Origin of the sequence: Stenotrophomonas sp. TWI819 (genome assembly GCF_039673075.1) — a bacterium.
GTDB lineage: Bacteria > Pseudomonadota > Gammaproteobacteria > Xanthomonadales > Xanthomonadaceae > Stenotrophomonas > Stenotrophomonas rhizophila_B.
Map to the genome: position 1 here is coordinate 349,003 of NZ_JBDJKY010000003.1, position 25,092 is coordinate 374,094.

17 protein-coding genes and 3 tRNA genes are annotated in these 25,092 nt (G+C 67.0%); 9 read left to right on the top strand and 11 right to left on the bottom strand.

Annotation, left to right across the window (positions count from 1 at the left end; all coding sequences use genetic code 11):
• Positions 1–193 precede the first annotated feature (193 nt).
• Together ABE463_RS06425 and ABE463_RS06430 are read right to left on the bottom strand one after the other, a co-directional pair.
• Positions 194–1,612 carry an ATP-binding protein gene (locus ABE463_RS06425; protein WP_346467581.1) on the bottom strand — a complete coding sequence of 473 codons (1,419 nt, stop codon included), beginning with the start codon at positions 1,610–1,612 and terminating at the stop codon, positions 194–196.
• Complete coding sequence (locus ABE463_RS06430; protein ID WP_123728792.1) at positions 1,609–2,337, bottom strand: response regulator transcription factor; 729 nt, start codon at positions 2,335–2,337, stop codon at positions 1,609–1,611. Before ABE463_RS06430 ends, ABE463_RS06425 begins: the two co-directional genes overlap by 4 nt.
• 172 nt (positions 2,338–2,509) lie before the next feature.
• Between ABE463_RS06430 and ABE463_RS06435 the strand changes: the two genes are divergently transcribed.
• The 3 genes from ABE463_RS06435 to ABE463_RS06445 are packed head-to-tail and all read left to right on the top strand — an operon-like array spanning position 2,510 to position 7,169.
• Complete coding sequence (locus ABE463_RS06435) at positions 2,510–3,766, top strand: efflux RND transporter periplasmic adaptor subunit (RefSeq protein ID WP_346467582.1); 1,257 nt, start codon at positions 2,510–2,512, stop codon at positions 3,764–3,766.
• On the top strand, positions 3,763–5,733 hold the full coding sequence (locus ABE463_RS06440) for a MacB family efflux pump subunit (RefSeq protein WP_121041543.1): 1,971 nt from the start codon (positions 3,763–3,765) through the stop codon (positions 5,731–5,733). Before ABE463_RS06435 ends, ABE463_RS06440 begins: the two co-directional genes overlap by 4 nt.
• On the top strand, positions 5,730–7,169 hold the full coding sequence (locus tag ABE463_RS06445; protein ID WP_346467583.1) for a TolC family protein: 1,440 nt from the start codon (positions 5,730–5,732) through the stop codon (positions 7,167–7,169). The genes ABE463_RS06440 and ABE463_RS06445 overlap by 4 nt, the downstream gene beginning before the upstream one ends.
• Positions 7,170–7,287: 118 nt before the next feature.
• Here the strand turns inward: ABE463_RS06445 and rlmB are convergent, their stop codons facing one another.
• The 3 genes from rlmB to rnr form a co-directional block, all read right to left on the bottom strand.
• Positions 7,288–8,034, bottom strand: a complete 747-nt coding sequence (gene rlmB / locus ABE463_RS06450) for a 23S rRNA (guanosine(2251)-2'-O)-methyltransferase RlmB (RefSeq protein WP_019184367.1) — start codon at positions 8,032–8,034, stop codon at positions 7,288–7,290.
• Positions 8,035–8,131: 97 nt separating this feature from the next.
• Positions 8,132–8,608 carry a GFA family protein gene (locus ABE463_RS06455; protein ID WP_346467584.1) on the bottom strand — a complete coding sequence of 159 codons (477 nt, stop codon included), beginning with the start codon at positions 8,606–8,608 and terminating at the stop codon, positions 8,132–8,134.
• Positions 8,609–8,687: 79 nt separating this feature from the next.
• On the bottom strand, positions 8,688–11,033 hold the full coding sequence (gene rnr / locus ABE463_RS06460; protein WP_259260430.1) for a ribonuclease R: 2,346 nt from the start codon (positions 11,031–11,033) through the stop codon (positions 8,688–8,690).
• 250 nt (positions 11,034–11,283) lie between these two features.
• Here rnr and ABE463_RS06465 point away from each other — a divergent pair.
• The 3 genes from ABE463_RS06465 (at position 11,284) to ABE463_RS06475 (ending at position 11,938) form a co-directional block, all read left to right on the top strand.
• Positions 11,284–11,370 (top strand) — tRNA-Leu (locus ABE463_RS06465).
• Between the two features lie 180 nt (positions 11,371–11,550).
• Positions 11,551–11,637 (top strand) — tRNA-Leu (locus ABE463_RS06470).
• A gap of 214 nt (positions 11,638–11,851) precedes the next feature.
• Positions 11,852–11,938: transfer RNA gene (locus tag ABE463_RS06475), tRNA-Leu, on the top strand.
• 109 nt (positions 11,939–12,047) lie between these two features.
• Here ABE463_RS06475 and ABE463_RS06480 read toward each other — a convergent pair.
• From ABE463_RS06480 to ABE463_RS06495, 4 genes are read right to left on the bottom strand one after another with little or no spacing between them, the layout of a single operon-like run.
• Positions 12,048–13,619: a DHA2 family efflux MFS transporter permease subunit gene (locus ABE463_RS06480; protein ID WP_121041533.1), complete on the bottom strand. Its 1,572-nt coding sequence runs from the start codon at positions 13,617–13,619 to the stop codon at positions 12,048–12,050.
• Positions 13,620–13,626: 7 nt separating this feature from the next.
• Positions 13,627–14,808 carry a multidrug efflux MFS transporter periplasmic adaptor subunit EmrA gene (gene emrA, locus ABE463_RS06485; RefSeq protein ID WP_123728786.1) on the bottom strand — a complete coding sequence of 394 codons (1,182 nt, stop codon included), beginning with the start codon at positions 14,806–14,808 and terminating at the stop codon, positions 13,627–13,629.
• An 11-nt stretch (positions 14,809–14,819) separates the two neighbouring features.
• A complete protein-coding gene (locus ABE463_RS06490; RefSeq protein ID WP_346467585.1) occupies positions 14,820–16,304 on the bottom strand; it encodes an efflux transporter outer membrane subunit in 1,485 nt (494 codons plus the stop codon).
• A 5-nt stretch (positions 16,305–16,309) separates the two neighbouring features.
• On the bottom strand, positions 16,310–16,753 hold the full coding sequence (locus ABE463_RS06495) for a MarR family transcriptional regulator (protein WP_346467586.1): 444 nt from the start codon (positions 16,751–16,753) through the stop codon (positions 16,310–16,312).
• Between the two features lie 143 nt (positions 16,754–16,896).
• Here ABE463_RS06495 and ABE463_RS06500 point away from each other — a divergent pair, with 143 nt between their 5' ends.
• Both ABE463_RS06500 and parC read left to right on the top strand, forming a co-directional pair.
• Entirely contained in the window at positions 16,897–17,775 is an 879-nt protein-coding gene (locus ABE463_RS06500; RefSeq protein WP_346467587.1) for a helix-turn-helix transcriptional regulator, read from the top strand.
• A 58-nt stretch (positions 17,776–17,833) separates the two neighbouring features.
• On the top strand, positions 17,834–20,077 hold the full coding sequence (parC, locus tag ABE463_RS06505; RefSeq protein ID WP_121041523.1) for a DNA topoisomerase IV subunit A: 2,244 nt from the start codon (positions 17,834–17,836) through the stop codon (positions 20,075–20,077).
• A 617-nt stretch (positions 20,078–20,694) separates the two neighbouring features.
• Here the strand turns inward: parC and bfr are convergent.
• On the bottom strand, positions 20,695–21,183 hold the full coding sequence (bfr, locus tag ABE463_RS06510; protein WP_121041522.1) for a bacterioferritin: 489 nt from the start codon (positions 21,181–21,183) through the stop codon (positions 20,695–20,697).
• Between the two features lie 154 nt (positions 21,184–21,337).
• On the opposite strand from bfr, the gene ABE463_RS06515 reads away from it, so the two are divergent.
• Positions 21,338–23,680 carry a penicillin acylase family protein gene (locus ABE463_RS06515; RefSeq protein WP_346467588.1) on the top strand — a complete coding sequence of 781 codons (2,343 nt, stop codon included), beginning with the start codon at positions 21,338–21,340 and terminating at the stop codon, positions 23,678–23,680.
• Between the two features lie 16 nt (positions 23,681–23,696).
• Here the strand turns inward: ABE463_RS06515 and ABE463_RS06520 are convergent, their stop codons facing one another.
• The gene (locus tag ABE463_RS06520; RefSeq protein WP_346467589.1) at positions 23,697–25,079 is read right to left on the bottom strand and encodes a cation:proton antiporter; all 1,383 of its coding nucleotides are present in this window, start codon (positions 25,077–25,079) and stop codon (positions 23,697–23,699) included.
• Positions 25,080–25,092: the final 13 nt, after the last annotated feature.

A 25,092-nucleotide genomic window follows, 5' to 3' on the forward strand; every position in this document is an offset into this window, starting at 1 on the left:
TTGTACCGGCCGCCACCGGATCCTGCCCCCCCGCTCGCTCATCCGTGTGGAGCAGCCTTGGGCAGGCGCCGTGCGCATGGGGGGAACGGCCGTGCACCAGCGCGATGGCTGGCAGAGTCGTACGCTCTCATGGGGGAGACGCTGGAAAGAGACGCCCATAGTAGGCAAAACCGGGCGTCTTGGGGGGCTGGACTCAGCCCCCGCGCGGCCCCGCCGCGGCGCGTGCCGGTGAGGACCAGCGCACGATCGCCTCCAGCCCCCCGTGGGGATGGTTGCGCAGGTGGAGCGTCGCCCCGTCCTTTTCGGCCAGCGCCCGGGCGATGGTCAGCCCCAGCCCGGCACCGCCGGTCTGGCGCGAGCGCGAGGTCTCCAGCCGCACGAACGGGTCGAACACCGCTTCGAGCTCGTCCTCGGCCAAGCCGGGGCCGCTGTCGCGGATGCGTACCTCCACATCCTGACCAGCCTGCTCGACCCGGACCCGGGCGGTCTGCCCGTACATCACCGCGTTGTCGACGAGGTTGGAGAACAGGCGATGCATGGCCAGCGGCCGCAACATCAGCACCGCACCACTGGGCTGCTCGAAGTGGACATCGGCACCGGCTTCGGCGGCATCTTCGACGATGCTCTCCAGCAGCGAATCCAGGTCCAGCGCGGCGCGCTGCTCGGCGCTCTCGGCGCTGCGGGCCAGCTCCAGCCCTTCACGGATCAACGCCTGCATCGCACCGAGGTCACCGATCAAGCGCTCACGCAGGGCCTCGTCGGTGACGTTCTCCAGCCGCAGCCGCAGCCGGGTGACCGGGGTCTGCAGATCATGGGTGATCGCCGCCAGCATCTGGGTGCGCTCACCAAGATGGCGCTGCAGGCGCTTCTGCATGGCGTTGAACGCCTCCGCAGCCCGGCGGACTTCGAACGGGCCGGTCACCGGCATCGGCGCACCCTGCAGGTCATCGCCCAACGCCGCGGCGGCATCGGCCAACCGCTGCAGCGGGGCGCTGGCCATGCGCGCCACGATATACGCCAGGATCGCGATCGCGATCACCAGCAGGGTCAGGAACAGCGGGTCGACGGCGAGCACACCGTTGTGCGCCACCGCAGGGGAATCCAGCGCCAGCCGCAGCGGCGTGCCGTCGGTCAGCTGCAGGGTCACCACGCGGCACTTGGGCGGGATGAAGGCCGGGTCGCGTTCGCGCGGCGGATGCCGCATTTTGTCTTTGTCGCGCGGGGGCGGCGGCAGCAGCTCCGGCAGGCGCGGCAGGCAGGACCGGAACGAGGTGAAGGCGACCTGGCTGCTGGCGACGGGGCCCGGGCGGTCATCGAGGATTTCCATCAACGCCGCATCCGGTCGCCCAATCCGCGCGCCTTCCGGCAACTGTCGCACGCTCGGCCCGCCGCTGCTGAGCAGGCGCTCGCGCAGTTCCGGATTGCCGTCGAGCAGGTTCACGAAGCCCTGCAGGCGATCAGCGATGCGGTTGAGGTTCTGCCGTTCGAACTCCTGCTGGCGCTTGGTGCTGGCCAGCATGGTCGCACCGACCGCGGCCACGCTCATGCCCAGCAGCAGAATGACGAACAGCCGCCCCACCATCGAGGAAAAGAAGTGGCGCAGGCGTTTCATTCCAAGGTGACTGCCGCAGCAAGCACATAGCCTTCGTTGCGCACGGTTTTGATCAGGCCATCGCTGCCGCCATCATCGGCCAGCTTGTTGCGCAGGCGGCTGACCTGCAGATCGATGGCGCGATCCTGCGATTCGTAGTTGCGGCCGCTGCTCAGCGAGACCAGCTGCTCGCGCGACAGCACCTTGTTGGCATGCCCGACGAACACCCGCAGCAGCCGGAACTCGGCGCCGGACAACACCACCACGCGCCCATCGGGATCGACCAGGTGGCGGTGTTCGAGATCGAAGATCCAGCTGGAGAAGCGTGCACGCCGGATCGCCAGCGGCTCCAGATTGGCTGGCAACGCTTCGGTGCGACGCAGCACGTTGCGGATGCGGGCGAGCAGCTCGCGCGGTTCGAACGGCTTGGCCAGGTAGTCGTCGGCGCCCATTTCCAGGCCCAGCACGCGATCGATCGGCTCGCTGCGCGCGGTCAACATGATCACCGGCGTGCTTGAGCGCGCGCGCAGGTCGCGGCACAGGGTCAGGCCGTCTTCGCGCGGCAGGTTGAGGTCGAGCACGATCAGGTCGACGTGCTCGCGCTCCAGCAGCTGGCGCATGCCATTGCCGTCGCCGGCCGTGCTCACCAGGTAACCGGCGCGGCCAAGCTGCTCGGCGAGCAGCTGGCGGATATCGTTGTCGTCATCGACGATCAGCAGTCTGTGCATGCTGTTGGCAGTCTCCATGCGGTGATCATCCCCTGTCGGGAGCTGAACCGCATCTCCTGGTTTGCGTACGTCTGTTTCAAAGGGTGATGCAGATACACAACGAAACGTGTTGAGCACCGCAGGGATACATCTTGGTACACGGCGAGCATTGAGCCGGCGGTGAACGATCTTCACAATGCTGACAACGCCGATGCACCGGCCTGCCGAGTTGACGATCATCGTGAAGCCCCGTTTGCCCAGAACCCGCCGTGCTCGCCTCCTGCTGTTGCTTGTGGTGCTCGCCCTGATCGCCGCGATTGTGGCATGGATGCTGCGCAAGCCGGCCGCGCCCACCCTGGCGACCACGCCGGTCAGCCGCGGCGACATCGAACAGACGGTGGAAGCCACCGGCGTGATCGACGCCTACAAGCTGGTCAGCGTCGGTGCGCAGGCTTCCGGCCAGGTCACGTCGCTGAAGGTCCAACTCGGCGATACCGTCAAAGAGGGCGATCTGATCGCTGAGATCGACGCCACCACCCAGCAGAACCAGGTGCTCAATGCCCAGGCCTCGCTGGACCAGGTCAAGGCACAACGCGCGGTCCAGCAGGCCAGCCTGCGCGAAGCCGAGCTCGAGTTCGCACGCCAGCAGCAGATGCTGGCGGCCGAAGCCACCTCGCGCGCCGAGTTCGATGCGGCCGATGCCAAGCTCAAGACCGCCCGTGCCCAGATCCAGTCCTTCGACGCACAGATCAAGGGGCGCGAAACCGAATTGGGCACGGCCCGCGCCAATCTCGCCTATACCCGCATCATCGCGCCGATGGACGGCACCGTGGTCGCGGTGGTCACCGAAGAAGGGCGCACCGTCAACGCCAACCAGACCGCACCGACCATCGTGATGCTCGCCCGCCTTGATCTGGTCACGGTCAATGCCGATGTGTCCGAAGCAGACGTGGTCAAGATCCGGGCGGGCATGCCGGTGTACTTCACCACGCTGGGCGATCCAGACCGCAAATATCACGCCACGCTGCGCCAGATCAACCCGGCCCCGGCCACCATCGTCAAGAAGGATTCCACCACCAGCGACTCCTCCACCACCACCGCGGTGTACTACAACGCGCTGTTCGATGTGGAAAACCCGGACGGCACCCTGCGCATCGACATGACCGCCCAGGTCTCGATGATGCTCAAGCAGGCCAAGAATGTGCTGCTCATTCCCGCCGTGGCGCTCGGCCCGAAGAGTCGCGATGGGCAGTATCTGGTGCGCGTGGCCGGTGCCGACGGCATGCCGGCCCCGCGCAAGGTCAAGATCGGCATCAACAACGGTGCCAACGCCGAAGTCCTGTCCGGCCTGGAAGAGGGTGACAAGGTCATCGTCGGCGAAGGCGGTGGTGCACAGGGCGCAGGCGGCGGCAGCCGCGGTGGCGCCGTGCGGATCAGCGGCCCCGGCATGGGCGGACCGCGCCGATGAGCGCGGCCTCGACGGGCACGCCGCTGCTGCGGCTGCGCGACCTGCGCAGGGAATTCCCGGCGGGCGATGACACCATCGCGGTGCTGCGCGACGTCAATCTGGACATCGCTGCCGGTGAGATGGTCGCCATCGTCGGCCAGTCCGGCTCGGGCAAGTCCACCTTGATGAACATCCTCGGCTGCCTGGACCGGCCGACGCGCGGCAGCTACCAGGTCGCCGGCCGCGAGACCGGCCGCATGGAACCGGATGACCTGGCCGAGCTGCGTCGTGAACATTTCGGGTTCATCTTCCAGCGCTACCACCTGCTCGGCGATCTGGATGCGCGCGGCAATGTCGCGGTACCGGCGGTGTATGCCGGCAGTCCCGGCCCGGTGCGCACCGCGCGTGCCGAAGAGCTGCTGCAGCGGCTTGGTCTGGGCGACCGCATGAACCACACCCCCGGCCAGCTCTCCGGCGGCCAGCAGCAACGTGTCTCGATCGCACGGGCGCTGATGAACGGTGGCGAGGTGATCCTCGCCGATGAGCCGACCGGCGCACTGGACACGAAATCCGGTGAGGAAGTGATGGGCATCCTGGGCGAACTGCATGCCGAGGGGCACACCATCATCATCGTCACCCACGACATGAGCGTGGCCCAGCACGCCCAGCGCATCATCGAAATCCGCGATGGCGAGATCATCGCCGACCGCGCCAATCCAGCGGCGCCGAGCTATCGCGCACAGCGCCAGCCAACCGTGGCCGCGAGCAAGGGCCACAGCTGGCGTGCCGCCCGCGACCGCTTCACCGAAGCGTTCCGGATGGCCCTGCTGGCCATGAATGCCCATCGCCTGCGCACCTTCCTGACCATGCTCGGCATCATCATCGGCATCGCCTCGGTGGTCTCGGTGGTGGCGTTGGGTAACGGCTCGCAGCAGCAGATCCTGCAGACCATTGGTTCGCTCGGCACCAACACGATCGATGTGTATTCCGGTCGCGGATTCGGCGACATGCGTTCGGCGCGCGTGCAGACCCTCAAGGCCAGTGATGCCGATGCGCTGGCCAACCAGAGTTACGTCGACAGCGCGACACCCAGCGTCTCCTCCTCGGTGACCGCCCGCTACCGCAACCAGTCGGCCACGGCCCAGGTGAGCGGCGTCGGCGAGCAGTTCTTCCGGGTCAAGGGCGTCAAGCTGCTCGCCGGCAGCTTCTTCGACCGCGACGCGGTCACGCGGCTGGCACAGGTGGCACTGATCGACGAGAACACCCGCACCCAGTTTTTCCCCAATGGCGAAGATCCAATCGGCCAGGTGATCCTGCTCGGGAATGTTCCAGTACGCGTGATCGGCGTCGCCCAGCGGCCAGGATTTGGATTTGGCGGCAGCACCAGCCTGAGCGTGTGGGTGCCTTACACCACGGTGATGTCGCGCATGCTCGGCCAGAGTCACGTGTCCGGCATCACGGTGCGGGTGGATGATGCGACCCCGATGGATGCTGCCGAAGCAGCCATTTCCAAGCTGTTGATCATGCGCCACGGCACCGAGGATTTCTTCCTCAGCAACAGCGCTGAAATCCGCCAGACCATTGAACAGACCACTCGCAGCATGACCCTGCTGATCAGCGCCATCGCCGCGATCGCGCTGCTGGTCGGCGGCATCGGCGTGATGAACATCATGCTGGTCTCGGTGACCGAGCGCACCCGCGAAATCGGCGTGCGCATGGCCGTGGGCGCGCGGCAGAGCGATATCCGCCAGCAGTTCCTGATCGAGGCGGTGCTGGTCTGCCTGCTCGGCGGCCTGCTCGGCGTCGGCCTGTCGCTGGTGGTCGGCTGGCTGTTCGGCAGATTCGCGCCGGACTTCCAGATGCTGTTCTCGACCGCATCCATCGTGGCCGCCTTTGCCTGCTCCAGCCTGATCGGCGTGGCGTTTGGTTTCCTGCCGGCCCGCAATGCCGCCCAACTTGATCCCGTGGAGGCGCTGGCGCGCGAATGAAGATTTCTCCTGCTCTGCTGCACCCCACTTCGCTGCGTCCACTGGCCCTGGCCTGCGTGACCGCACTGGCCCTGTCGGCCTGCGTCAGCACCGGTCGCTACCAGGTCGAGGCGCCGGCAGTACCGGCCACCTATGGTCGTGGCGATGCCACCTTGAACACGCCCACCGAGGCGGTGAGGGAGCAGCCGCATGCGGCTGCCGCCGATGTCCGCAGCGATGCCTGGTGGACCCAGTTCGACGACACCGGGCTGGACCGCGTGATCGATCGCGCCCTGGCCGCCAACACCGACCTGGTCTCGGCCGGGTTGGCGGTGCAGCGCGCGCGCCTTCAGGCCGGTCTGGCCGACAACGCGCTCTGGCCGCAGCCCTCGGGCAGCGTCAGCAGCAGCGGCAGCCGCCCCATCGACCAGCGCGCGGACTGGAACCGCGGCAGCTCGGCCGGCGTGTCCCTGCAGTGGGAGATCGATCTCTGGGGCCGCCTGCGCACCCAGCGTGACATCGCGCAGTGGGAAGCCCAGGCCAGCCAGGAAGACCTGCAGAACACCGCGCTGCTGGTGATCAGCGACGTGGCCACGCAGTACTGGACGCTGGCCTTCCTCAACCAGTCGATTACCGCCGGCCAGGCCAATCTGGAGCGCCTGGAGCGCACTCGCGAGCTGGTCCAGGCGCGCTTCGATGCCGGTGCGGTCTCGCGCCTGGAAGTACGCCAGGCCGTACAGAGCCTGGAAGCGCAGCGTGCCGCGCAGAGTGCACTGGAGCAGCAGCGTGTCGCCGCGCGCAATGCCCTGACGGTGCTGCTGGATGGGCAGCCGCTGGCCCTGGCCGATGAGCCGCAGCAGCTGCAGCGCGCGGGCAGTCCGGTCGTGGCCGAAGGCCTGCCGGCCGATCTGCTCGGCCGCCGCCCGGACCTGCGCGCCGCCGAGCTGCGCCTGCGCAACAGCCTGAAGACCATCAAGGTCACCGCCACCCAGTACTACCCGGCGCTGAGCCTGACCGGCAGCATCGGCACCGGCGCCACCTCGCTATCGGACGTACTGAAGAATCCGGTCGCCACCTTGGGCGCGGGGCTGTCGCTGCCGTTCCTCAATGTGCGCCAGGCCCAGTTGAACACCCGCCTGGCCGGCACCGATTACCAGATCGCGGCCAACGGGTTCCGCCGCACGCTGTACACCGCGCTGTCGGAAGTGGACAACGCCTTGTCGGCGCGCACCCAGTTCGCCACCCAGGTGGCGGCCTCGCAGGCGTCCTACGACGAAGCGGTGGAGATCGAGCGGATGTATGAAGTGCGCTACCGGGTCGGCGCCACCGACCTGCGCACCTGGCTGGAAGCGCAGCAGACCCGGCGCGATGCCGAGCTGTCACTGGCCTCCGTGCGCCAGCGGCAGTTGATCAACGATGTGACGTTGTTCAAGGCGCTGGGCGGCAGCGCGGGGTGATCCCCCGCGCCAGGCGCATCACAGGTGGAGCCACGCCGTGCGTGGCTGCCTCTGGATCCGACGCCGCTCAGCCACGCATGGCGTGGCTCTACCCTCGGGGCAAGCGCGCGGCTTAGGCTTACAGCCCGCGCTGACGCACTGCTTCGAACAGGCTCACGCCGGTGGCGACGGAGACGTTCAGGCTCTCGATATCGCCCGGCATCGGAATCTTGACCAGGCCATCGCAGTTTTCGCGGGTCAGGCGGCGCAGGCCGTCGGCTTCACCGCCCAGTACCAGCGCCACGTTGCCCTTGAGGTCGATCGCGTACAACGACTCGGTGGCTTCACCGGCCAGGCCGTAGATCCACACGCCCAGCTTCTGCAGGTCCTTCAGGCAGCGCGATAGGTTGGTCACCTGCACCACCGGGATACGGTCGGCCGCGCCGGCCGAGGTCTTGCGCACGGTCGCATTGACCGAGGCCGACTTGTCCTTGGGAATGATCACCGCCGTGGCACCGGCTGCCGCCGCGCTGCGCAGGCAGGCGCCGAGGTTGTGCGGGTCCTGGACCTCGTCAAGAATCAGCAGAAGGGCCTTGCCCTCGGCCGCTTCGACCAGCCCTTCCAGCTCGTTCTCGCCCCAGGTCCGTGCGGCCTGGTAGCGCGCGGCCACGCCCTGGTGACGCACCGAACCGCCCACACCGTCCAGCGCCTGGGTGTTCACCTTGCGCACGTCGATGCCCTTGCGGCGTGCGTTTTCCTCGATCTCGGTCAGACGCGGGTTCTTCGCACCGGCCTCGATGAGGACCTCGCGGACGTTCTCGGCATCATTCTCGATCGAAGAGGCGACGGCGTTGACGCCGACGATCCACTGGCTTTGCTTGCTCATTGCGGGGGGCGGGACCGGTAAAGGGGTTGGTAATGGTAGAGCATCGAGGCCCACCCTGCCCTGGCGGGCGTTCACGGGGGGCGTTCACAGACCGCCTTCAGCCCGGTGGCCACTCCGCGGTGTCGTGGTCCGGGTGCTGGTGGGAGACGATATGCAGCAGGAAGTCGCCGGCCTCGGCGTCCTCTTCGCTGCGCAGCGCGCTGAGCGAACCCAGGACATCCACAAACGGGAGCTTGGCCTCGATCCCGTACTGGATCGTCGGCGGCAGGCGGGCCGGTTCGTCGAAGGCGCCGGCCGCGACCGCCACGCCATCCGGAGCTTCGTAGGTCAACGGGGTGCCACAGTCGGCGCAGAAGCCGCGCTTGACCATGTTGGAGGATTGGAAACGCCGGGGCTCGCCGCGGGTCCAGCGGAACTCGCTGCCACGCACCGACACCAGGGGGGCGTAATACGCGCCGAAGGCCTTCTGGCACATCCGGCAATGGCAGATCGAGCTGTGGGTCAGCGCACCGACCACGTGGAAGCGGATCGCGCCGCACTGGCAACCACCGCTGTATTCAGGGAGGGCCTGCATGGGATCGCTCCGGTGGGATCCGTGTGCCCACCAACGGTCGGCACCTGCCGCGTACCGGCCGTGGGCCGGTACGCGACGATCAGTACTTCTGCTTCTGGCGCTTGGCCGGCTGGCCGCGCGGCGGCAGTTCGGGCAGCGAATCGTCCTTCTCTTCCACCAGGCGGAAGTCGATCTTGCGCTCTTCCATGCTGGCCTTGAGCACCAGGATCCGCACGCGGTCACCGAGGCGGTAGATCTTGCCGCGGCGTTCGCCGTTGAGCGTTTTGCGCACCGCGTCGAACTGGTAATAGTCGTGCGGCAGCTGAGTGACGTGGACCAGGCCGTTGACCTTGGATTCGTCCAATTCCACGAACAGGCCGAAGCTGGTCACGCCACTGATCACGCCCTCGAACTGGCCACCGACGTGCTTTTCCATCCATGCGGCGCGGTAACGCTCGTCCACTTCACGCTCGGCTTCATCGGCACGGCGTGCACGCTCGGAGCACTGCAGGGCCAGCGCAGCCATCTCACGCGGCGAATAGGTGAACTTCTCCGGCGCGGCTCCACTGAGCGCGTGCTTGATCGCACGGTGCACCAGCAGATCGGGGTAGCGACGGATCGGCGAGGTGAAGTGAGCGTACGCATCCAGCGCCAGGCCGAAGTGGCCCAAGTTGTCCGGCGAGTACACCGCCAGGCTCTGGCTGCGCAGCAGCACCGATTCCAGCAGCGCTGCGTCCGGGCGATCGCGCACTTTCTTCAGCAGCTTGGTGAAATCGGCCGGCTGCACCTTCGACCACGGCGGCAGGCTCAGCTTGAATTCCTTCAGGAACTCGAGCAGATCGGCGTACTTGGATTCCGGCGGACGCTCATGGTCACGGAACGGCGCCGGCACCTGCTTGGCCAGCAGGTAGCGCGCCGCCTGCACGTTGGCCGCGATCATGCATTCTTCGATCAGCTTGTGCGCATCGTTGCGCACCATCATCCCGGCCTGCGTGACTTCGCCGGTGTTGTCCAGCACGAAACGCACTTCGGAGGTTTCAAACTCGATCGCACCGCGGCGGTTACGCGCCTTGGCCAGCACGTGATACAGCTGGTACAGGCGATCCACCTGCGGCATCAGCGGACCGATCGCCTTGCGCGCGGCCGGGTCGTTCTCGCCCACCGCTTCCCAGACCTGGTTATAGGTCAGGCGCGCGTGCGAGTTCATTACCGCTTCGTAGAAGCGCGAATGGATGACCTCGCCTTCGCGGTTCACCTGCATGTCGCAGACGAAGCACATGCGGTCGACCTTGGGCATCAGCGAGCAGATGCCGTTGGACAGCGTCTCCGGCAGCATCGGCACCACGAACCCGGGGAAGTAGACCGAGGTCGCGCGCTTCTGCGCTTCATTGTCCAGCGGCGTACCGGGACGCACGTAATTGGAGACGTCGGCGATCGCCACGACCAGGCGGAAGCCTTCGGCATTGGGTTCGCAGTAGACCGCGTCGTCGAAGTCCTTGGCGTCCTCACCATCGATGGTGACCAGCGGCGTATTGCGCAGGTCTTCGCGGTGGCCGATCTGTTCGGGTGTGACCACCATCGGCACGGCGGTGGCTTCAGCCAACACTTCAGCCGGGAACTCGAACGGCAGCTCGTGGCCGTGGATGGCGGTTTCCACCACCAGCGAGGCCGTCAGCTTGTCGCCGAGTACGGCGATGATGCGGCCGATCGGCGGGCGGCGGGTGTCCGGCGCCTGGGTCAGCTCGCAGACCACCAGCTGGCCATCGCGGGCATCGCCGGTCTGGTCGGGCGGGATCTGCACGTTGCGCTGCACGCGCTTGTCGTCGGGCACCACGTAGTTGATGCCGAACTCGACGCTGAAGCGGCCGATCAGGCGGCTCATGCCACGCTCGAGCACACGCGAGATGCTCGCCTCGCGACGGCCACGACGATCGATGCCGGTCACGTTGACCAGTACGCGGTCACCATGCAGCACCTTGCGCATTTCGAACGGCGGCAGGAACAGATCGTCGCCACCTTCGACCGGGCGCAGGAAGCCGAACCCTTCCGGGTTGGCGATCACCACGCCGGTGATCAGGTTGACCGCCTGCAGCGGCGCGAAACCGCCACGGCGGTTCTGCACCAGCTGGCCGTCACGGCACATCGCGCCCAGGCGCTTGCCCAGGGCATCGGCACGGTCCGGCTCGGTCAGGCCGAGGTGGATGGCGATCTCTTCGGCGGTCTGTGGGCCATCGCAGCGGTCAAGCAGCTGCAGGATCGCCTCACGGCTGGCGATCGGCTGCGCATAGCGCTCGGCCTCGCGGGCGGCGAAGGGGTCGACCTGGACCTCACCGTCGAGCGGGGTCGGATGCGGGCGGCGGCGGGTCGGGATCGGCCCGGCATGCGCAGGCTTGGGGCCGCGCTTGTTGCCACGCGGCGGCTCAGCGGTGTTCAGGGATTCGGGCATCCAGGGGGGCAGCTTGCCGGCTTTCTTGGCGGCAGCGCGGGGCTTGCCCGACGGACCGGCTGCCTTCTTGGGCGCCGGGGACTTGGGGGCTTTCGCGCCCTGGGTCGGTTTCTTTGGTTTCATTGACCTCAATAGTAACCGCTGCGCGTGTGCAGAACCGGTCAGCGGCGCTCCTGTGCAGGATTGTGAAGAAATTTCACAAAACCGTTGACAACCCGCCGGGACATGCCCAGAATTCGCCCCCTGAGTCGCCCAGGTGGCGGAATTGGTAGACGCACTAGCTTCAGGTGCTAGCGGGGGCAACTTCGTGGAGGTTCGAGTCCTCTCCTGGGCACCATGACTCAGAAAATGATCAAACCCGCGCAAGCGGGTTTTTTCGTTTCTGGCGCCCTGCATCCGCCACGCACGATTCGCGCGTCACCGTGGGCGATGACGCTGCATCGAGCGACGAACAAAAATTCCTGCGACATCCTGTTGACACATTCGCGGTTCTCCCGCAGAATTCCCCTCCTGAGTCGCCCAGGTGGCGGAATTGGTAGACGCACTAGCTTCAGGTGCTAGCGGGGGCAACTTCGTGGAGGTTCGAGTCCTCTCCTGGGCACCATGACTCAGAAAATGATCAAACCCGCGCAAGCGGGTTTTTTCGTTTCTGCGGTTCGTCAATGCGCGGCTCTGCCCTGCGTAGGGCGTAACGCACGAGGTGCGTGGCATCAACACGACGATGACGCGGCGACTGACGACTGACGACTGACGAAAAATTTCCCACGCGATCCTGTTGACACGATCACCGTTCTCCCGCAGAATTCTCCTCCTGAGTCGCCCAGGTGGCGGAATTGGTAGACGCACTAGCTTCAGGTGCTAGCGGGGGCAACTTCGTGGAGGTTCGAGTCCTCTCCTGGGCACCATGACTCAGAAAATGATCAAACCCGCGCAAGCGGGTTTTTTCGTTTCCGGGCATCGAAAAAAACCCCGCCTTTCAGCGGGGTTTTTTCGTTTCAGCTCACCGCAAGCATTTCAATGCCCACCGGCCGAGGCAGCGCCCGCCCCTGCACCGAACGGCGGCTTGGCCAGCCACAGGAAGGCGATGATGGCCAGGAAGATCCAGCCTAGCAGGAAGAAGATGTCGTTGAAGCCCATCTGCGAGGCCTGGTGGTTGATCATGTTGTTGAGCGCCGCCGCGCCATGCTGCAGGTCGCCCTGCCCCATCGCGGTCACCTGGTCCTGCATGCCCGGGGTGTAGCCGGAGATGTGCTCGGTCAGATGCGCGTGGTGCTCCTGGGTACGGCGTGCCCACAACCACGTGGTCAGCGAGGCGGCGAAGCTGCCGCCCAGCGTCCGCAGGAAGGTGGCAAGACCGGAACCGGCTGCGATCTCGCGACCGTCCAGATCCGACAGCAGGATCTGCAGCACCGGCATGAAGAACAACGCCACGCCGATACCCATGATCAGCTGGATGCCGGCCACATGGCCGAAGTCCACCTGCAGGTTGAAGCCCGAGCGCAGGAAGCTGGTGAACGACAGGAAGATGAAGGCGATCGTGGCCAGCATGCGCATGTCGAACCGCGAGGCGTACTTGCCCACGAACGGCGTCATGATCACCGGCAACACACCGATCGGTGCGGTCGCCAGACCGGCCCAGATCGCGGTGTAGCCCATGTCACGCTGCAGCCATTGCGGAATCAGCAGCGCCACGCTGAAGAACGCCGCGTAGGCCACCACCATCGCCAGCGTCCCGGCACGGAAGTTGCGGTGCCGGAACAGGCGCAGATCGACGATGGGATCCTTGTCGGTCAGTTCCCAGATCAGGAACACCGCCAGCGCCACCACCGACACACAGGCCAGCACGACGATCTTGGTCGAACTGAACCAGTCTTCGTCGTTGCCCAGATCGAGCACCAGCTGCAGCGCGCCCACGCCGATCACCAGGGTGATCAGGCCGACGTAATCCATCTTCGGCTTTTCGATCTGTTCCGGGCGCCCCTTGAGCTGGTTGCCCACCACCAGCGCGGCGAAGATGCCCAGTGGCACGTTGATCAGGAAGATCCATTCCCAACTGTAGTTGTCGGTGATCCAGCCACCGAGGATCGGGCCGGCGATCGGCGCGACCACGGTGATCATGGCCAGCAACGCCAGCGCTTGGCCGCGCTTCTCACGCGGATAGAGCGAGACCAGCAGGCTCTGCGTGATCGGGTACATCGGGCCGGCAACGAAACCCTGGATCGCACGTGAGACGACCAGCATGCCCATGCTCTGGGCCAGGCCGCACAGCAGCGAGGCCAATGTAAAGGCCAACGTGGCCCACACGAACAGCTTGGTCTCGCCGAAGCGCCGGCTGAGGTAGCCGGTCAGTGGCAGCGCGATGGCGGTGCTGACCGCGAACGAGGTGATGACCCAGGTGGCCTGCTGCGAACTGGCGCCGAGATTACCGGCGATGGTCGGCAACGAGACGTTGGCGATGGTGGTGTCCAGGACCTGCATGAACGAGGCCATCGCCAGGCCTGCGGTGCACAGGGCGACGTTGGCCGGCCGAAAGGCCGTGCCCGGGGCCGCGGGGGCGCCCGGTGCGGCGGGAGCTTGTGCGGACATGGTGGCCTCAGCTCGCCTTGCCCTGCTGCGGCAGGTTGCGCTGGATGATCTGGTGGATCACATCGTCAGCGCTGTGCAGCTGCTTGGCGTAGACGTCGGTATCGAACACCTGGCCCTTGGCGATGTCGGTCGGCAGCACGGTGCCCTTCTGGTCGCGCAGGCTGACTTCGGCCTTGATCGACAGACCGATGCGCAGCGGATGCTCGGCCAGCTGCTTGGCATCAATGGCGATACGCACCGGCACGCGCTGCACGATCTTGATCCAGTTGCCGCTGGCGTTCTGCGCCGGCAGCAGCGAGAACGCCGAACCGGTGCCCAGACCGAGGCTGTCGATGCGGCCCTTGTAGGTCACATCGCCGCCGTACAGGTCCGAACGCAGCTCCACTTCCTGGCCCAGGCGCATGTGGCGCAGCTGGGTTTCCTTGAAGTTCGCTTCCACCCACATCTGCTCGGTCGGCACCACGGCCATCAGGGCATTGCCCGGCTGCACGCGCTGGCCGACCTGCACCGAACGACGCGCCACGTAACCGGTGACCGGCGCGACGATGCCGGCACGGGCATTGTTGAGGTAGGCCTGGCGCAGCTGCGCGGCAGCGGCCTGCACGTCCGGCTGGGTGGCGATCACGGTGTCATCGACCAGCGCGTTGCTCTGCTCGAAGGTCTCGCGCGAACCGGCCACGGCGGCTTCGGCAGCCGCCAGTTCGGTGCGGGCGTGCGCCAGTTCTTCATTGGAGATCGCGCCGCTGCTGGCCAGATCCTTACGACGGTTGAAGTCCTCGCGCACGCGCTTGAGGGTGACCTGGCGCGCGTTCAATTCGGCCTGGGCACCTTCCACGCTGCGGTACAGACCGCGCACCTGGCGGACCGTCTTGGCGAGGTTGGCTTCGGCCTGCTGCAGGGCCACTTCGGTGTCGGCCGGGTCCAGCTGGACCAGCAACTGGCCGCGCTCGACGCGCATGCCGTCATCGGCGTTGATCCCGACCACGGTGCCGCTGATCAGCGGGGTGATCTGGACCTGGTTGCCCTGCACGTACGCATCGTCGGTTTCTTCGAACCAGCGGCCGAACATGAAGTACCACAGGGCCAGCGCGGCCAGCAGCAGCACGACGATGACCAGCAGGCCGCGCAGCAGCTTGCCGCGACGGGAGGGAGCTGCCTTCTCGGCAGCGGGGGCGGAGGTCTGACTCATGGGGATGACTCTCAGGAATGCGAGGATTCGGGGGTGGCGGCGACCGTGGCGGCATCGCTGGTCGGGGTGAAACCACCGCCCAACGCCTGGCTCAGGCGGACCGAAACAAGGATCTGACGCGATTGCAGTTCGGCCAGCCGCTGCTGGGAGACCAGCAACTGCTCTTCGACGCTGAGCACATCCAGGTAGCTGCCGATGCCGGCGCGGTAGCGCTGCTCGGCCAGGTCATGGGCGGCACGTGCGGTGCTGACGGCCTGGGCCTGGGCACTGGCCTGGTCGGCCAGCGAGCGCACCGCGTTGACCTGGTCGGCGACATCGCGCAGCGCGTTGAGCACGGACTGGTTGTAATCGGCCACGGCCAGGTCGTACTGCGCGTCGGTCTTGCCCAGGTTGGCGCGCAGGCGGCCACCGTCGAAGATCGGCAGGCTCAGTGCCGGGCCGAGGAAAGCGAACGTCGAGCCACTCTTGAGCAGCTGGTCCACTTCACTGGAGACCACGCCGCCGAGGGCGGTCAGGTTGAGGCTGGGGTAGAACGCGGCCTTGGCCGCGTGGATCTCGCGATTGGCCGCTTCCACCCGCCAGCGCGCGGCGACGATGTCCGGGCGGCGGCCGAGCAGTTCGCTCGGCAGTACGCCGGGCAGCTGCAGGGCCAGCGGGTTCAACACCTGCGGGCGCGCGATCTGCAGGCCCCGGTCCGGGCCCTGCCCGACCAGCGCAGCGAGCGCGGTACGGGCTTCGTCGATCTGCTGCTGCGCGGCCTGCTGTTGTTGCTGCGCGGCCGGAATACGGGCTTCGGCCTGACGGGTCTGCAGGTCGCTGTCGATGCCGGCGGCACGCCGCTGACGGGTCAGGTCCAGCGTCTTCTGCGAGCGGGCCAGTTCTTCGCTGGCCACGTCATGCAGCGTCCACGCGTAACCGAGCTGCGCATACGCCTCGGCGATGGCAGCCGAGAGATTCAGGCGTGCGGCCTGGGCGTCCACTTCGGCGGCGTGGCCGCTGTCCACCGCCGCTTCCCAGGCGGCGCGCTTGCCACCCCACAGGTCGATGCCGTAGCTGAAGCTCAGGTAGGCCTGGCCGCTGCCGGCGTAGCTGCCGCCGAGTTCGTCGCCGACCATCGATTCGGGCAAGCGTACGCCGGTGTAGCCACCGGAGGCGGACACGCTGGGCAGGCGGTCGGCGCGGGCGGTGCCGATCTGGGCACGCGCCTGGCGCAGGCGTGCATCGGCCGCGTCCAGCCCGGGATTGCGCTGCAGGCCTTCAGCGATCAAGGCGTCCAGTTGGGGATCGCCCAGCGCGCGCCACCAGTCCGTGGCCGGCCAGCCGGGCTGGCTCAGACCGTTGCCGGCCAGGGTGCGCTGGGCCTGCAGGCTATCGGCATCGAGCAGGCGGCCCTGCGGCTCCAGGCCGCGGCTGCTGGCACACGCGGCCAGCGCAAGCGCCAGCGCGGAGACCAGCACCGGCCGCAGCGGGCGCAGTGAATAAGAACGTTCAAACATGGAAGTCATGGCGTTACCAGTGAGTCGCGTACACGGGTCATGAGGGAAAGCAGCTGCGCGCGTTCGTCCGCAGACAGATCACGCATGGCGTCGTCGATGGTCTGGTCGCCCCGCTGTTTGAGGCGGGCCCACAACTGGCGGCCCGGCTCGGTCAGCACGATCTGCAGTGCCCGCCGGTCCTGGGCATGTGGCTCGCGCCGCACGCATTCCAGGGCTTCCAGCTTGTCCAGCAGGCGGGTGACCGCGCTGGGCACCTGGTCCAGGGCCTGGGCCAACTCGTTGGCGGTGCACGGGGCACGCGCCGCGAGCACCTTCAGGCCGAGATAGTGGGTAAAGCCAATACCGAGGTTTTCCTCGGCCATCGACGTGTCTAGCTGACGGACCAGGCCATCGCGCACTTGGCGCAGCAGGAGTCCGAAGCTGGGGGGATGGGCATCAGGGCAGATCATGGGTGAGCATTCTCTTCCAAAAAATATATTTCTCAATAGAAATATTCAATCTGGAACCAAATGCTGTGTTGCAGCAATCAGAACAATGGGGAGGTCGCTACCTTAATGGCGCCCGCCACTGGCCGGGTATTACAATTTGGACAATGGATAACACTTTCAGGCCAGCGCTGGAAACCGAGGCCACCCAGATGATCCGCAACCAGGTCCTGGACTGGTTCGAGCGGGATGACGGACTGGGCGTGCTCGGCTTCCGCATCGAGAGCCCCAAGGGGCTGGAACGCGAGATCGACTGGCACCAGCACCGACGCGCCCAGCTGATCTGCGTGGAGGCCGGGCTGCTGACCACCCGCACCCGCCACGGCACCTGGTCGCTGCCACCGGGCTGTGCCGGATGGATGCCACCGGGCGAGCCGCATACGGTGGATATCTGCGGGCCGCTGCGTGGCTGGGGCGTGATCGTGAGCGCGCCGATGGCCTGCGATCTGCCCGACGAACCCTGCGTGCTGGCCATTTCCGATCTCCTGCAGGCGCTCGCGCTGCGCGTCACCGCGTGGGTGCCCGCGGCCGAGCCGAGCCTGCGCCAGCAGCACATGATCGAGGTCCTGCTAGACGAGATCCGCAATGCGCCGCGCCAGCGCATGCACCTGCCGATGCCGCAGGACCGGCGCCTGCTGCGGATCGCCTCGCAGCTGATCGCCGACCCGGCCGACGGCCGCAGCCTGGAGCAATGGGCCCGGTGGGCCGGGCTGTCGCCGCGTACACTGACCCGGCACTTCCGCGATGAAACCACGCTCAGCTTCGCGCAATGGCGCCAGCAGGCCCGGCTGGCCGAGGGGCTGCGCCGGCTGTCCGATGGCCAGAGCGTGTCCGATATCGCGCACGAACTGGGGTTCAGCAGCCCCAGCGCCTTCGTTACTGTCTTCCGCCGCCACTTCGGCAGCCCGCCCGGGCGCTATCTGGCGCGCAGCGGACACCCCCTGAACCCATCACGCGGCTTGGCATCCCCGGCCGCATCCGGATAATCATCCGCCTGCGAGGGCGACAGCCGTCGCCGTCCCTTGCCACAGGTAACAATCCCGCATGACCGATCTTGCCCGCCCCGCGTTCCACGGCTTTGAACAGCTGCCCCTGCGCGAGTACGCCGAACGGGCGTACCTGGACTATTCGATGTACGTGGTGCTCGACCGCGCACTGCCGTTCCTCGGCGACGGCCTCAAGCCGGTGCAGCGCCGCATCATCTACGCGATGAGCGAGCTGGGTCTGAACGCGTCCTCCAAGCCGAAGAAGTCCGCGCGTACCGTCGGTGACGTGATCGGCAAGTACCACCCGCATGGCGACAGCGCCTGCTACGAAGCGCTGGTGCTGATGGCCCAGCCGTTCTCGTACCGCTACCCGCTGATCGAAGGCCAGGGCAACTTCGGCTCGACCGATGATCCCAAGTCGTTCGCAGCGATGCGCTACACCGAGTCCAAGCTGACCCCGATCGCCGAAGTGCTGCTGGGCGAGATCAACCAGGGCACCACCGACTGGACCCCGAACTTCGATGGCACGCTGGAAGAGCCGACCTGGATGCCGGCGCGCCTGCCGCACCTGTTGCTCAACGGCACCACCGGCATCGCCGTGGGCATGGCCACCGACGTGCCGCCGCACAACCTCAACGAGATCGTCAGCGCCCTGCTGCACCTGCTCGACGATCCCGATGCGACGGTCACCGACCTGTGCGAGCACGTGAAAGGCCCGGACTACCCGAGCTTCGCCGAGATCATCACCCCGATCGCCGATCTGCGCACCATGTACGAGACCGGCTACGGCAGCGTGCGGGCGCGTTCCACCTTCCTGAAGGAGAACGGCAACATCGTGGTCAACGCGCTGCCGTTCCAGGTGTCGCCGTCGAAGGTGATCGAGCAGATCGCCGCGCAGATGCGCGCCAAGAAGCTGCCGTGGCTGGAGGACATCCGCGATGAGTCCGACCACGCCAACCCGGTACGCGTGGTGCTGGTGCCGCGCTCCAACCGCGTGGACGCCGAGCAGCTGATGGGCCACCTGTTCGCCACCACCGATCTGGAGCGCAGCTACCGAGTCAATCTCAATGTGATCGGCCTGGACGGCCGCCCGCAGGTCAAGAACCTCAAGACCCTGCTCAGCGAGTGGCTGCAGTTCCGCAGCACCACCGTGACCCGCCGCCTCAACCATCGCCTGCAGAAGGTCGAGCGCCGCCTGCACATGTTGGATGGCTTGCTGATCGCCTTCCTCAACCTGGATGAAGTGATCCACATCATCCGCACCGAGGACGAAGCCAAGCCGGCGCTGATCGCGCGCTTCGCGCTGAGCGAGGAACAGGCCGAGTACATCCTGGAAACCAAGCTGAAGCAGCTGGCCCGCCTGGAAGAGATGAAGATCCGCGGCGAGCAGGACGAGCTGGCCAAGGAACGCGACAAGATCGTCGGCATCCTGGAGAGCAAGGCCAAGCTGAAGAAGCTGATCCGCGATGAGCTGGTGGCCGATGCCAAGAAGTTCGGCGATGACCGTCGTTCGCCGCTGGTGCAGCGTGGCGCGGCGCAGGCCATCGATGAAACCGAGCTGGTGCCGAGCGAGCCGATGACGGTGGTGCTCTCGGAGAAGGGCTGGATCCGTGCGGCCAAGGGCCACGACATGGACCCGTCCACCCTGTCCTACCGTGATGGCGATGCGCTGCTCGGTTCGGTGCGCGCACGCAGCACGCAGCAGGTGGCGTTCCTGGACAGCGAGGGCCGGGCCTATTCGACCCTGATCCATACCCTGCCCTCGGCCCGTGGCAACGGCGAACCGCTGACCGGTCGCTTCTCGCCGGCGCCGGGCAGCGCCTTCATGACGCTGGCCAGCGGCGAGAACAACACGCGCTTTGTGCTGGCGTCCACGCACGGCTACGGCTTCGTGACCCGCTTCGAGAACCTCACCGGCCGCAACAAGGCCGGCAAGGCGATGCTCAACTTGACCTCCGGCTCCAAGGTGCTGACCCCGGCCGTGGTCGCCAATCCGGAGACGGACCGCATCGTGGCCGTGACCAGCTCGGGCAACCTGCTGGCGATCGCGGCCAGCGACCTGCCGGAACTGGACAAGGGCAAGGGCAACAAGATCATCGACATCCCCAAGGCCAAGCTCGCCACGGAGCGCGTGGTCGCGGTGGTATCGGTAGCGCCGGGCAACACGCTGCTGGTGCGCAGCGGCCAGCGCACGATGAACCTGTCGTTCAAGGATCTGGACACCTACCTGGGCACCCGCGCGACCCGTGGCCATCTGCTGCCGCGTGGCTGGCAGAAGGTGGAAGGGCTGGCGGTGGAGTAAGCGTCGCGGTGTTGACGTGAATCGGAACGGCCGGGGAAACCCGGCCGTTTTTTTGTTCTTTTCCCAACGAAGGGAGCGCCTGCCGTGCATGTTGGATCTGGCGGTGTCTCCGCTCGGGTCTGCCGCGACCGTGAGGCGCCCCGTAGCGACCGGCAGGCCCCTCGGCAAATGTCCCCCGGCCGCCGCCTGACGGCGACGTCCTCCTCCTTGATTTTGCCCAGGAGCCTGCCGGCCGCTACGGGGCTCGGCTCGCGGCGCGCAGGCGTAACATCGGGCATTGCTGTGAAGCGCCGGTGGTCTCTATACGTGGGTCGCGATGCCCTTGTGGGCGAAATAAAGGAGGAGGTGGCGGCCGCAGGCCGACGCCGGGGGACATTCGCCGGCAAGGGCATCGCGGCCCAGCGCTCGACCCACCTGCGGCCGCGACTGAAAGGTTCAGAGCGCTTCAGGCTTGCCACGCGGACGGAGGGAGAACCTTTTTGCCCACAGAAAAGGCCGGGCTTCCCCGGCCTTTCTGGTCGTCTCAACGTCGGCTGGCTGGCAGAGGCTGGCGGGCGGACGAGGGTTCAGCAGCTGGCTGGCGAAGGCTGGCTGGCGTGCGGAACCCGAAGCCGCACTCAGTGCGCAGCCGTGCCCTTCGCATCCATCTTGCTGGTCTGGTACAGCGCCAGGCCGATGCGCTTGATCAGGCCCAGCTGCTGCTCCAGCCACCAGGCGTGGTCTTCTTCGGTGTCCTTCAACTGCACCAGCAGCATGTCGCGGCTGACATAGTCCTGGTGCTGTTCGCACAGCTTCATGCCGGCGGCCAGGTTGTCGCGGACGCTGTACTCGGTCTCCAGGTCCTTCTGCAGCATCTCTTCCACGGTCACGCCGGGCTCGAACACATGCGGGCGCATGTCCGGGTCGCCGCCGAGGAAGAGGATGCGGCGCAGCAGCGCGTCGGCGTGCTGGGTCTCTTCTTCCATCTCGTGGTTGAGGCGCTCATAGAGCGCGAACAGGCCCTGGTCTTCGTAGCGGCGCGAATGGATGAAGTACTGGTCGCGCGCGGCCAACTCGCCGCGCAGCAGCTCCTTCAAGCAGGCGATGACGTCCGGGTTGCCTTTCATGGGGGGTGCTCCTGATGAATCAATGCGCGCATGGTGCCCTATCTGGAATTCCGGTGATCTAATCGGAATCAGTTGCAGTTGCGCTTCGTTCGGCGTGCACAGGGCTTTCACGCCTCCCCTACAATCGAACCACACCTACAGGGGGACGCGCAGGATGCGGCATTGGCTGAAGCGGTTGGTCTGGGGAGTGCTGATACTGACGCTGGCGACGGTCTTCATGGTCTGGTGGCTGCTGCGTGGCAGCCTGCCCCGCCTGGAAGGCGAACAGGCCATGACCGGCTTGGCGGCGCCGGTGAGCATCACCCGTGACGCAGTGGGCGTGGTCACCATCGAGGCCGGAACCCAGGCCGATGCGATGCGGGCGCTGGGTCTGGTGCATGCGCAGGAGCGCTACTTCGAGATGGACTTGATGCGTCGTACTGCCGCTGGCGAGCTCGCCGAGCTGTTCGGCCCGGCGGCGATCGAGATGGACAAGCGCATGCGCCTGCACAGACTGCGGGCGCGCACCAAGGCCCATCTGGACATTGCCACGGGCAGCAGCGCCGCTGCCCTGCAGGCGTATGTGGACGGCATCAACCAAGGCGTCGCGGAGCTTCGGGTACGGCCTTGGCCCTATCTGCTGCTGCGCCAGACGCCCGCACCGTGGCGGACCGAAGACAGCGTGCTGACCGGGCTGGCGATGTATGCCGACCTGCAGGACCCCACCAATCAGAACGAACTGGCGATGGCGCGGATCCGCGCGGTGGTGCCACCGGCGCTCTATGCGTTGCTCAGCCACGAGGGCAGCGAATGGGATGCCCCCCTGTTTGGCGGGGCGCGCGGCAACGCACCGCTACCGGACGCCACGGCGCTCGATCTCCGACGGCTCGATGCGGCGCAGGCGACCGGTGCCGCCGCCGGTCATCTGGACCCGGACGTGCTGGGCAGCAACAACTTCGCCGTGTCCGGTGCACTGACCACGGACGGCCGCGCCATCGTCGCCGACGACATGCACCTGGGACTGCGCGCGCCGAATCTCTGGTTCCGGGTACGGCTGCGCTATCCCGATCCGCAGGCGCCCGACGGGCGCGTCGATGTCAGCGGCTTCTCGCTGCCCGGCCTGCCGGCCATCGTCGTCGGCAGCAACGGACACGTTGCCTGGGGCTTCACCAACAGTTACATCGACACCGCCGATTTCCGCAGCGTACCCGCCGATGCCCAAGGCATCACCACGCATGAAGAGCGTATCCGCGTCGCCGGTCAAGCGCCGGTGACGCTGCGCGTGCGCGAGACCGCCTGGGGTCCGATACTCCACGAACGGCCGGACGGCAGTGGCGAGGCACTGCGCTGGACGGCGCAGCTTCCCGGTGCGGTCCGTCTGGACTTTGCCGAGATGGCGCGCGCAAGGGATCTTGACCAGGCGTTCCAGGTAGCCGACCGCAGCGGTATTCCCGCGCAGAATCTGGTCATCGCCGACCGTAACGGACGCATCGCCTGGCGGTTGATCGGCACACGCCCGGACCGCGCTGCGGGCTGCCCGCCAGACGGCAACACGATCACGGCGCCCGCGAGCTGCACGCCGTGGGCGATCCGCAGCGATGGCGCGCCCGCATTGATCGATCCACCCACGCATCGGCTCTGGACCGCCAACGGCCGCGTGCTCGAAGGGGACGCGCTGGCCATCGCCGGGAACGGGGGCTACGACCTCGGTGCGCGCGGCCGGCAGATCCGCGATGGCCTGATGGCGAAGGAGCGCTTCACCGAAGCCGACCTGCTGGCGATCCAGCTCGACGATCGCGCCCTGTTGCTCACGCGCTGGTGGCACCTGCTGCGCGAGGTCGTCACCGCCAGCCACGACCCTGCCCTGCAGCGACTTGAGGTCGCAACCCGGCAATGGGAAGGCCATGCGGCCGTCGATTCGGTCAGCTACCGGATCACCCGCGGTTTCCGCGGCATGCTGATCGATCGCGTTGGCGAAGGCCTGCTCGCGCCAGCGAAAGCACAGCTCGGGGACGCGTATCTGGAGCCGCGGCTGGGGCAGTTCGAAGGCGTGTTGTGGCCATTGGTGAACGAGCGGCCGGCGCATCTGCTGCCGCCCCCGTATGCCAGCTGGAATGCGCTGTTGACCGATACCGCCAAGGCGCTGGAGGCAGACCTGAGCAGTCAGGGACCGCTGGACGCGCGTACGTGGGGCGAACGCAACACCGCCTCGATCTGTCACCCGGTCAGTCGCGCCCTGCCCAACGTCGCCCGACGATGGCTGTGCATGCCTGGCGATCCGTTGCCCGGCGACCGCGACATGCCCCGCGTGCAGGGGCCCGCGTTCGGGGCGTCGCAGCGGATGGTGGTCTCGCCCGGCCACGAAGCCGAGGGATTGATCCACATGCCCGGTGGGCAGAGCGGTCACCCGTTGTCACCGTTCTGGGGCGCAGGACACGACGCTTGGGTGCAGGGAACACCCACCCCGTTCCTGCCGGGCAAGACCGCGTACACGCTGACGCTGGTCCCCGTGGAATGATCACGGGGTCAACGCCCTACTGCCGCTTCCACCGCTCCATCGCATTCAGCAGCGGCCCGGTCATGGCCGTGGTCACCAGGGCCATGATCACCAGCACGGCAAACAGGCGGTCGCCGAGGAAGCCCAGCTCGTAGCCCAGGTTGAGCACGATCAGCTCCATCAGGCCGCGGGTGTTCATCAGGGCGCCCAGCTTCCAGGCTTCATGATTGCCCATGCCGGCACTGCGCGCTGCGCTCCAGGTGCCGATCAGCTTGCCCAGCGTGGCCACCACGATCACGATCAGGCACAGCACCAGGTCGCTGGCCTGCAGGGCATCGGCGCGCATGCGCAGGCCGGTCATGGCGAAGAACAGCGGCAGCAGCAAGGTGACCGCGAACGGCTCGACGCGCTCGGCCACGGTATGCCGCAGGGTGGCGTTGCCGGAGACCGCCACGCCGGCCGCGAAGGCACCGAACAGGGCGTGGATGCCCAGCATCTCGGTGACCAGCGCGCAGCCCAGCGCCATCAACAGCATGATCAGCAGCCAGCGCCCTTCCTGGCCCGGGGCGATCACCAACCGCGAGAACCACGGGCGCACCACGCCCAGCATCAGCGCGACGAAGGCGACCACACAGACCAGGTTGATCGTCGCGGGCACCCAGCCCTGCGATTGCGCAGCCGCCACGATCAGGGCCAGCAGGCACCATGCGGTGGCATCACCGAGCGCGGCACAGGCGATCGCGGTCTGGCCCAGCGGCGTGCCGGTCATGCCCCGGTCGGCCAGAATGCGCAGCAGCACCGGGAAGGCGGTGATGCTCAATGAAATACCCACGAACAACGCGAAGCCGGTGAAGCCCACGCCCGGCGGCGCGTGCGCACCGTAGAGCCAGATCGCGAGCAGCACGCCCAGCACGAAGGGCACCGCGATGCCCGCATGGCTGACCACGAAGGCAAAACGACGTCGCCCCCGCAGCCCGCCCAGATCCAGCTCCGCACCGGCCACCAGCAGGAACATCAGCACGCCGAGCTGGCTGAGCAGACCGAGCGAACCGAGCGAGGCTGCAGGGAACAGCACGCCATGTACCTGCGGCAACACGGCGCCCAGCACCAGCGGCCCCATCATCAGGCCGGCCGCCATCTCACCGATCACCCCCGGCTGGCCCAGGCGACGGAACACCCAGCCCGCGCCCTTGGCGACCATCAGCAACACCAGCAACTGCAGCAGGAACAGACCGAGCGGCGCATGCAGATGCGCGGCCCAGTCGGCCCCCAGCGACGACTCGGCACGGGCCACCTGTGCGGTCACGGCCGGGCCGGCAAACCGCGCCAGGCCCAGGCCGATCAGCAGCGGCAGCGCAACCCAGCCCAGATAGCGCCAGGCCAGCCCGCTGCGGCGCATGCCGGTGGTGTCAGAGTCCATGACCGATCCCCAT

Bases quoted from the DNA above. Each gene is read 5' to 3' on its own strand.
- ABE463_RS06425 (WP_346467581.1), bottom strand. From the start codon at position 1,612: ATGAAACGCCTGCGCCACTTCTTTTCCTCGATGGTGGGGCGGCTGTTC.
- ABE463_RS06430 (WP_123728792.1), bottom strand. From the start codon at position 2,337: ATGGAGACTGCCAACAGCATGCACAGACTGCTGATCGTCGATGACGAC.
- ABE463_RS06435 (WP_346467582.1), top strand. From the start codon at position 2,510: ATGCACCGGCCTGCCGAGTTGACGATCATCGTGAAGCCCCGTTTGCCC.
- ABE463_RS06440 (WP_121041543.1), top strand. From the start codon at position 3,763: ATGAGCGCGGCCTCGACGGGCACGCCGCTGCTGCGGCTGCGCGACCTG.
- ABE463_RS06445 (WP_346467583.1), top strand. From the start codon at position 5,730: ATGAAGATTTCTCCTGCTCTGCTGCACCCCACTTCGCTGCGTCCACTG.
- rlmB (WP_019184367.1), bottom strand. From the start codon at position 8,034: ATGAGCAAGCAAAGCCAGTGGATCGTCGGCGTCAACGCCGTCGCCTCT.
- ABE463_RS06455 (WP_346467584.1), bottom strand. From the start codon at position 8,608: ATGCAGGCCCTCCCTGAATACAGCGGTGGTTGCCAGTGCGGCGCGATC.
- rnr (WP_259260430.1), bottom strand. From the start codon at position 11,033: ATGCCCGAATCCCTGAACACCGCTGAGCCGCCGCGTGGCAACAAGCGC.
- ABE463_RS06480 (WP_121041533.1), bottom strand. From the start codon at position 13,619: ATGTCCGCACAAGCTCCCGCCGCACCGGGCGCCCCCGCGGCCCCGGGC.
- emrA (WP_123728786.1), bottom strand. From the start codon at position 14,808: ATGAGTCAGACCTCCGCCCCCGCTGCCGAGAAGGCAGCTCCCTCCCGT.
- ABE463_RS06490 (WP_346467585.1), bottom strand. From the start codon at position 16,304: ATGTTTGAACGTTCTTATTCACTGCGCCCGCTGCGGCCGGTGCTGGTC.
- ABE463_RS06495 (WP_346467586.1), bottom strand. From the start codon at position 16,753: ATGATCTGCCCTGATGCCCATCCCCCCAGCTTCGGACTCCTGCTGCGC.
- ABE463_RS06500 (WP_346467587.1), top strand. From the start codon at position 16,897: ATGGATAACACTTTCAGGCCAGCGCTGGAAACCGAGGCCACCCAGATG.
- parC (WP_121041523.1), top strand. From the start codon at position 17,834: ATGACCGATCTTGCCCGCCCCGCGTTCCACGGCTTTGAACAGCTGCCC.
- bfr (WP_121041522.1), bottom strand. From the start codon at position 21,183: ATGAAAGGCAACCCGGACGTCATCGCCTGCTTGAAGGAGCTGCTGCGC.
- ABE463_RS06515 (WP_346467588.1), top strand. From the start codon at position 21,338: ATGCGGCATTGGCTGAAGCGGTTGGTCTGGGGAGTGCTGATACTGACG.
- ABE463_RS06520 (WP_346467589.1), bottom strand. From the start codon at position 25,079: ATGGACTCTGACACCACCGGCATGCGCCGCAGCGGGCTGGCCTGGCGC.